The sequence below is a fragment of the Cobetia sp. genome (assembly GCF_983723665.1).
Genome location: NZ_CFDJES010000150.1, coordinates 1 through 6,473, shown reverse-complemented (window position 1 = coordinate 6,473; position 6,473 = coordinate 1). Strand labels below are relative to the sequence as shown.

The following is a 6,473-nucleotide window of genomic DNA, read 5'->3' as shown; positions in this document are numbered from 1 at the left end:
TATCAGTGTGTGCTGATGGACTGTCAATGCGGCGAAGGCGCAAGACGTGTCGTTCGTGGCGGGTAGCGAAAAAAGGTGTTCATCAGACGTGACACGGCCCTGCACCTCATTCGAGGGCAGGGCCGTTGTGTTGGGCAGACTGCATCGCACTAGTGTGCGCTGCGGATCACCTCACGCCATGGCGGTTCAGCGCTGAGCGAGTGTCGCCGATGCCGGGATTGCCTGGGAGGCGCGATCACGGCGTACGCGGATCACGAAGGCGATCACCAGGGCGAAGATGCCGAAGGCGACGGGGATGGCGGCGACCGAGATCAGGCTCAGGAGGGTCTTGTAGACATCGCCGCCCAGCCAGCTGACCACGACGGCCAGGGCGGCCATGGCGATGATCCAGAAGGCGCGTGAGTGTTTGACGGTCAGCATCTCGCACACCAGGCCCGCGGAGTCGGCGCTGGTGATGAAGAACAGCAGGATGTTGAGCGTCAGTATCACCGAGAGGATGCCGGTGGTATCGATGGTATCGATCAGCTTGAACACGTCATCGACGCCCAGGCTCAGACTGCCGAGACCGAACACCACGAACCACAGGCATGAGAACAGGGTCGGCACCAGCATCACGCCCAGTACCATGCCACGCAGGGTGCGGCCCTTGGAAATGCGGGCGATGAAGACGCCGGTGAAGATGAACCAGCCGTACCAGGCCGCCTCGAAGGCATACAGCCAGTCGGCCAGCCATGTCTTGCGCTCCGGATCGCCCAGGCCGATATCGGTGGCCATTGCGGGGTACTTGAGCAGGTATTCCGGCACCAGACGCACGAAGGTGGAGAGGATGTCGCCGGGGACGGTCAGCACCAGTACGCCGATCATCAGAATGATGGCGAACAGGGTGTTGTAGTTGCTCAGCCACTTGATGCCGCGCTTGAGGCCAGAGGCGGAGGAGACGATGGCGCACATGGCCAGCACACAGATGATCAGGGTCGGGCTGAACTCGATGCCGACCAGCTTGACCAGCCCCTGCTGGATCGGGGTGGTCGCGTAGGTGAAGGACAGCGACAGGCCGATGACGGTGGAAACGACGAGGCTGACAAGGTTGAGCTTGCTCCACTGGCCATTGCCCAGCAGTTCTTCGGCGGGCTTTGCCATCTTCATGTTGTACATGGCATGCGCGAACAATGCACCGATGGCGAGATAGCCTGCCCAGGCAAGCAGGCCCCAGTGGTTGAAGGCGTTGAGCAGCGCCATGTCGGTGTTCTGACCGGCATCGGTATGGTACTTGGGCTCCAGCACGCCCCAGGTGAGCAGGCCGATGCCCATGCCGGTGGCGAACAGCATGCCCATCCAGCTCAGGGTGTGGAATTCCGGTTCGCCTTCACCGAAGCGCAGCTTGCCCAGCGGCGTGAAGCAGACCGCGACCATTACCAGCGAGATGGCGAAGGCCGGCCAGGTGAAGATGAAGCCGAGATTGCCGATCACCGAGGTCTTGACGGCGTCGAGGGCCGCGAGGAATCCCGTCGGGAAGAGGGCGGCGGCGCCGATCAGCAGCGTGATGACCGCGACGGTGGCGATCGAGGTCAGGTACTTGCCTTTAGCGGAGTCTGTGTCCCCCAGGCCGCAGACGGAATCCGTGGTGGCCTCGGGTTGGCGGGAGGAGGAAGTGTCGGTCGTCATGAGAGCGCGATTCCTGAAGTTGTTGTTGTCGAGCTGGCAAGCTGGCGGCAGCAATAAGTCGTCAAGCGAGGGCAGATAACGATGGCTGACTCCTGTGGGTGGCAAGGACCTCATAAGCCTATCCTGCCCTCTGGTGAATTTTTGGTTATTGGCGACCAGCATTTGCCATAACACGACATTATGTATTTCGTGCAACGCCTGACGCGAAAGACATGCCTCAAGACCCGCCGTTGCCTGCTGGCACGACGGGCTCGGGTCGAGTGAGGGGCTTTGAGTGGGCTCAGGGGCCTGTGTGATTCCGGGCAGGTTTCCTGAACCTTTTCAGTGCGTTGCCGGATTCCTGATAGAGCGCCACCACAAGGCCCAGCGTCATTGCCACGATCACGAAGCTCATCGGCAGGGCGGCAGCCATCAGGATGGTCTGCAGCGCCTTGAGTCCGGCTGCCATCAGCAGCGTACCGGCCACCAGCCCGATGCAGATGCCCCAGAAGATACGATGGTGCGCCAGCGGTTCTTCATCGCCCAGCGACAGGATGGTCGTGACCACCAGAGTGCTGGAATCCGAGCTGGTCACGAACCAGCTGATCAACAGGAAGATCAGCAGAGACGACAGGATGACGCTCAGCACGCTGTTGCCCGCCAGGGCATCGGCGGTGGCGAACAGTGCTTCGGGCAGGTTCCAGTTGCGCACCAGCGTCATCAGCTCGCCGCTGTCGGCGCCCATGCTGGCCGCCAGCTCCTGATACAGGCCGGTACCGCCGAACAGCGCCTGCCAGATGAAGATGATCAGCGGCGGGGCGATGAGCACGCCCAGGATGAATTCCCGCAGGGTACGGCCCTTGGAGATGCGGGCGATGAACAGTCCGATGAATGGCGCCCACGCCAGCCACCAGGCCCAGTAGAAGATGGTCCAGCCTTCCTGCCAGCTGCTCTCGCCCGGGGTCTCGGCGACCCACAGCCCCATCGGCACCACATCGCGCAGATAGGCCAGCAACGTCTCGCCGAACAGCGAGATCAGCCAAAGTGTCGGGCCACCGATCAGGAAGCTGCCGACCACGATGATCGACACGCCGATATTGAGTTCCGAGATATAGCGGATGCCGCGCTTGACCCCGGACACTGCCGAGGCGATGGAGATCGCGCTGATGGCGACGATCAACGCCAGCTGCGTGCCGATGCCGGCATCCAGGTCAGTGAGGCGATTGAGGCCCACCGCGATCTGGCTGACGCCCAGGCCCAGCGAGGTGGCGATACCGAACACGCAGCCCAGCACGCCCATGATATCGACGGCATGGCCGATCGGGCCGTAGATGCGATCACCGATCAGCGGATAGAGCGCTGAACGTAGCGCCAGCGGCAGTTTCTGGCGATAGGCGAAGTAGGCCAGCGTCATGCCGACCATGCCGTAGATCGCCCAACCATGCAGCCCCCAGTGGAAGAAGGCCACCTTGAGCGCCTCGATGGCGCGGGCGTGGTCCATGGCGGTCGCGCCGGCCAGATCTGCATGCGGGTTGTTGGGGTAGCCGAAGCCACCGGAGTTGTCGAAATAGAACATCGGCTCCGCGACACCGAAGAACAGCACGCCGATCCCGACGCCAGCCGAGAGCAACATCGAGATCCAGGTGAAGCGCGAGAATTCCGGGGCACTGTCCTTGGGGCCAAGGCGCAGGCTGCCCCACGGCGAGCACACCAGTACCAGCGACAGGGCGATCATCGCGACCACCAGCACCAGGTAGTAGGTGCCGAAGGTATGTTCGATCCAGCTGCGCGCGGCACCGAAGATGGCGGCCGCCCCATCGGGAGAGAGGCCGGCGCCGACGACGAACGCCAGCAACAGGCCGGCCGATGTCAGGGTCATGCCCTTGTGCATGCCCCTGAGCGGGCCGCTGGTTTCCACCTGGATATGTGCCGTGAGGGCATTGTTCTGCGAAGGGTGTGGTGCGGAATCACCGAGCGGATCATGGTCTGTCGCTGCCATGAGAAGACTCCTGAATTGTTGTAGTTGTTGTGTGAGCTGTCGTTCGAGCTGTCGTTCGAGCTGTCGTTCGAGCTGTCGCTCCTGCTGCGGCCCGAATGCCTTGAGGCCTTGAGAGCGGAATCGATACGGGTAAGGCCGGTGGCTGAAGTTGGGGGATGGTGTTCACGATCAGGCCAATGCCGGGGGTGGCCAATTTCGAGAACGCAGAGTGCGTGATGCTTGCCTGGCTGGGCACTTTTTCGGTCAATGTCCTGTCAGCTACGCAACCGGCTGTCAGGCCGAGGGTTGCGCCTTCCAGACTAGTCAGGTGCGGTGTGTGGACGTTGGAGAAAAGCGACGCCTATTTGCCGCAACGCGACGTCAAGAGCATGCAAAAGACGCCAGAAATGACAATGCCCGCTCAGGTGTTGGCCTGAGCGGGCATTGGTGACTTGATGATGACAAATCACTACCAAAGAGTGTGACTCTTCTGCAGTCCTTAGCCCGCGTTGGTCTGGCTGGCCGTTCGCGGCGTGGCTTGCGGGCCGGTCTTCGGCTGACGACGCGATTTGATCACGCTGCGCGATTCATCCACCAGCGCGACCAGCAGGCCAAGCGTCATGGCGAGGATCACGAAACTGACCGGCAGGGCGGCAGCCATCAGGACCGTCTGCAGCGCCTTGAGCCCGCCTGCCATCAGCAGCACCGCCGCGACGGAGCCGATGCAGACACCCCAGAAGATGCGGTGACGCGGCAGCGGGTCTTCATCGCCCATCGACAGGATGGTGGTGATGACCAGGGTGCTGGAGTCGGAGCTGGTCACGAACCAGCTGATCAGCAGGAAGATCAGCAGCGACGTCAGCACGGTGCTGAGAATGTCATTGCTCACCAGCGCATCTGCGGTAGCGAACAGTGCCTCTGGCAGATTCCAGTCGCGAATCATGCCCATCAGCTGGCCGGTTCCAGGGCCCATGGCCGCGTTCAGTTCCTGATGCAGGGCGGTGCCGCCGAACAGGCTCTGCCAGATGAAGATGATCAGCGGCGGGGCAATCAGCACGCCAAGGATGAATTCACGCAGGGTGCGGCCCTTGGAGATACGCGCGATGAACAGACCGATGAACGGTGCCCATGCCAGCCACCATGCCCAGTAGAAGATGGTCCAGGCATCCTGCCAGTCGCGCTCGACCGGTGTGCTCGCGACCCACAGGCCCATGGGGATGACGTCACGCACGTAGGACACGACCGTCTCGCCGAACATGCTGATCAGCCACAGGGTCGGGCCACCGATCAGGAAGCTGCCGACCACGATGACGGACACGCCGACATTTAGCTCGGAAATGATGCGGATGCCGCGCTTGACACCGGAAACCGCCGAGGCGATGGAGATGACGCTGATGATCGCGATCAACACGACCTGGGTGCCGATACCCGAGTCGATACCGGTCAGGCGGTTGAGGCCGACGGCGATCTGACTGACGCCCAGCCCCAGTGAGGTGGCGATACCGAACACGCAGCCCAGCACGCCCATGATGTCGACGGCATGGCCGATGGGGCCGTAGATGCGGTCACCGATCAGAGGATAGAGCGCGGAGCGCAGTGCCAGCGGTAGATTGCGGCGATAGGCGAAGTAGGCCAGCGTCATGCCGACGATGACATAGACCGCCCAGCCGTGCAGGCCCCAGTGGAAGAAGGCTTGCTTGAGAGCGTCGACGGCGCGGGCGTGATCCATCGCCATATGGCCGGCGAGGTCAGCGTGCGGATTGTTGGGGTAGCCGAAGCCGCCGGAGTTGTCGAAGTAGAACATTGGTTCGGCGACGCCGAAGAACAGGATGCCGATCCCGACGCCTGCCGAGAGCAGCATCGAGACCCAGGTGAAGCGCGAGAATTCAGGGCGGCTATCCGGCGCGCCCAGGCGCAGCTTGCCCCAGGGGGAGAAGACGAGGGCAATGCAAAGGCCGATCAGACAGACGATGGTCACTAGGTAATAGGTGCCGAAGGTGGATTCGATCCAGGCGCGCGCGGCGCCGAACAGGCTGGAGGACAGCTCGGGTGCCAGGCCGGTGGCGAGAACGAAAAGCAGCAGCAGGCCGGCGGAGGTCAGGGTCATGCCCTTGTGCATGCCCTTGAGCGGGCCGGAGGTCTCGACGCGCAGGCTCAGGTCTGGCGAATGGTAGCGCTGAGAGCCGACGACTGCCGCGGCGCTGCCGTCAGAGGTGGTGTTGTTGGTACTGGCATTGTCAGGTGAGGCGGGATCAGGCTGAGGTGGGGTCACGCAATATCTCCTGTTCGAGCTGGTCGTAGGGCCAGCGTTCCCTGTCGCGGTCACGGCGGAATGACCGTTCATCTGTCGCGAAAAATTGTTGTCGATAAGGCAACGAGATGAAGACGTGAATGCTTGTCGAAACGCGCGAGAAGACGCTAACTCCCTCAAAGTATTACAATATATTATGAATGGAATTGATTTTGATGGCTACAGCTTCTGGAGAATTGGCTGTGTCGCAAGAGCGCGTTTGCCAGCGAGCCCATTCGGTCACGCAGAATCATTGGCAAGGGCTATCGCGCAGGGGCGTCGTGGCTGTCTGAGAAATAGAAATCATGCAATGATATTCTTGACGTGATACGACCACTTATTTCCTGAAAGCGACAATGTTGGCCGTCTGTGAGACGCTTTCGGGATAACATCCCGGCGGTGCAGGGGCGTGAGCGGAGCCTGCACCTCAGGCGCTTGCCCTCACGACGTCATCGACGCTGCTTGAGCTCAGCCGACGGGCAGGGCGGATTCACCTTCTCACTCTTTGGAGCCACTGCACGATGCGACTCGATTACATCGGCCCGCTACCGGAAACCATCG

Annotated in this window: 3 protein-coding genes; all 3 read right to left on the bottom strand. The window is 61.8% G+C overall.

Translation table 11 applies throughout. The features are described from left to right. Positions 1–186: 186 nt before the first annotated feature. Positions 187–1,665 (bottom strand): BCCT family transporter, encoded by a 1,479-nt coding sequence (locus AC4FAH_RS12560; protein ID WP_287024605.1) that lies wholly within the window; start codon positions 1,663–1,665, stop codon positions 187–189. Between the two features lie 280 nt (positions 1,666–1,945). Then, entirely contained in the window at positions 1,946–3,643 is a 1,698-nt protein-coding gene (locus AC4FAH_RS12555; protein ID WP_490246136.1) for a BCCT family transporter, read from the bottom strand. A 478-nt stretch (positions 3,644–4,121) separates the two neighbouring features. Next, entirely contained in the window at positions 4,122–5,894 is a 1,773-nt protein-coding gene (locus AC4FAH_RS12550) for a BCCT family transporter (protein WP_490246135.1), read from the bottom strand. Between the last annotated feature and the right edge of the window lie 579 nt (positions 5,895–6,473).

Coding starts and splice junctions, on each gene's coding strand:
- AC4FAH_RS12560 (WP_287024605.1), bottom strand. CDS start 1,665: ATGACGACCGACACTTCCTCCTCCCGCCAACCCGAGGCCACCACGGAT.
- AC4FAH_RS12555 (WP_490246136.1), bottom strand. CDS start 3,643: ATGGCAGCGACAGACCATGATCCGCTCGGTGATTCCGCACCACACCCT.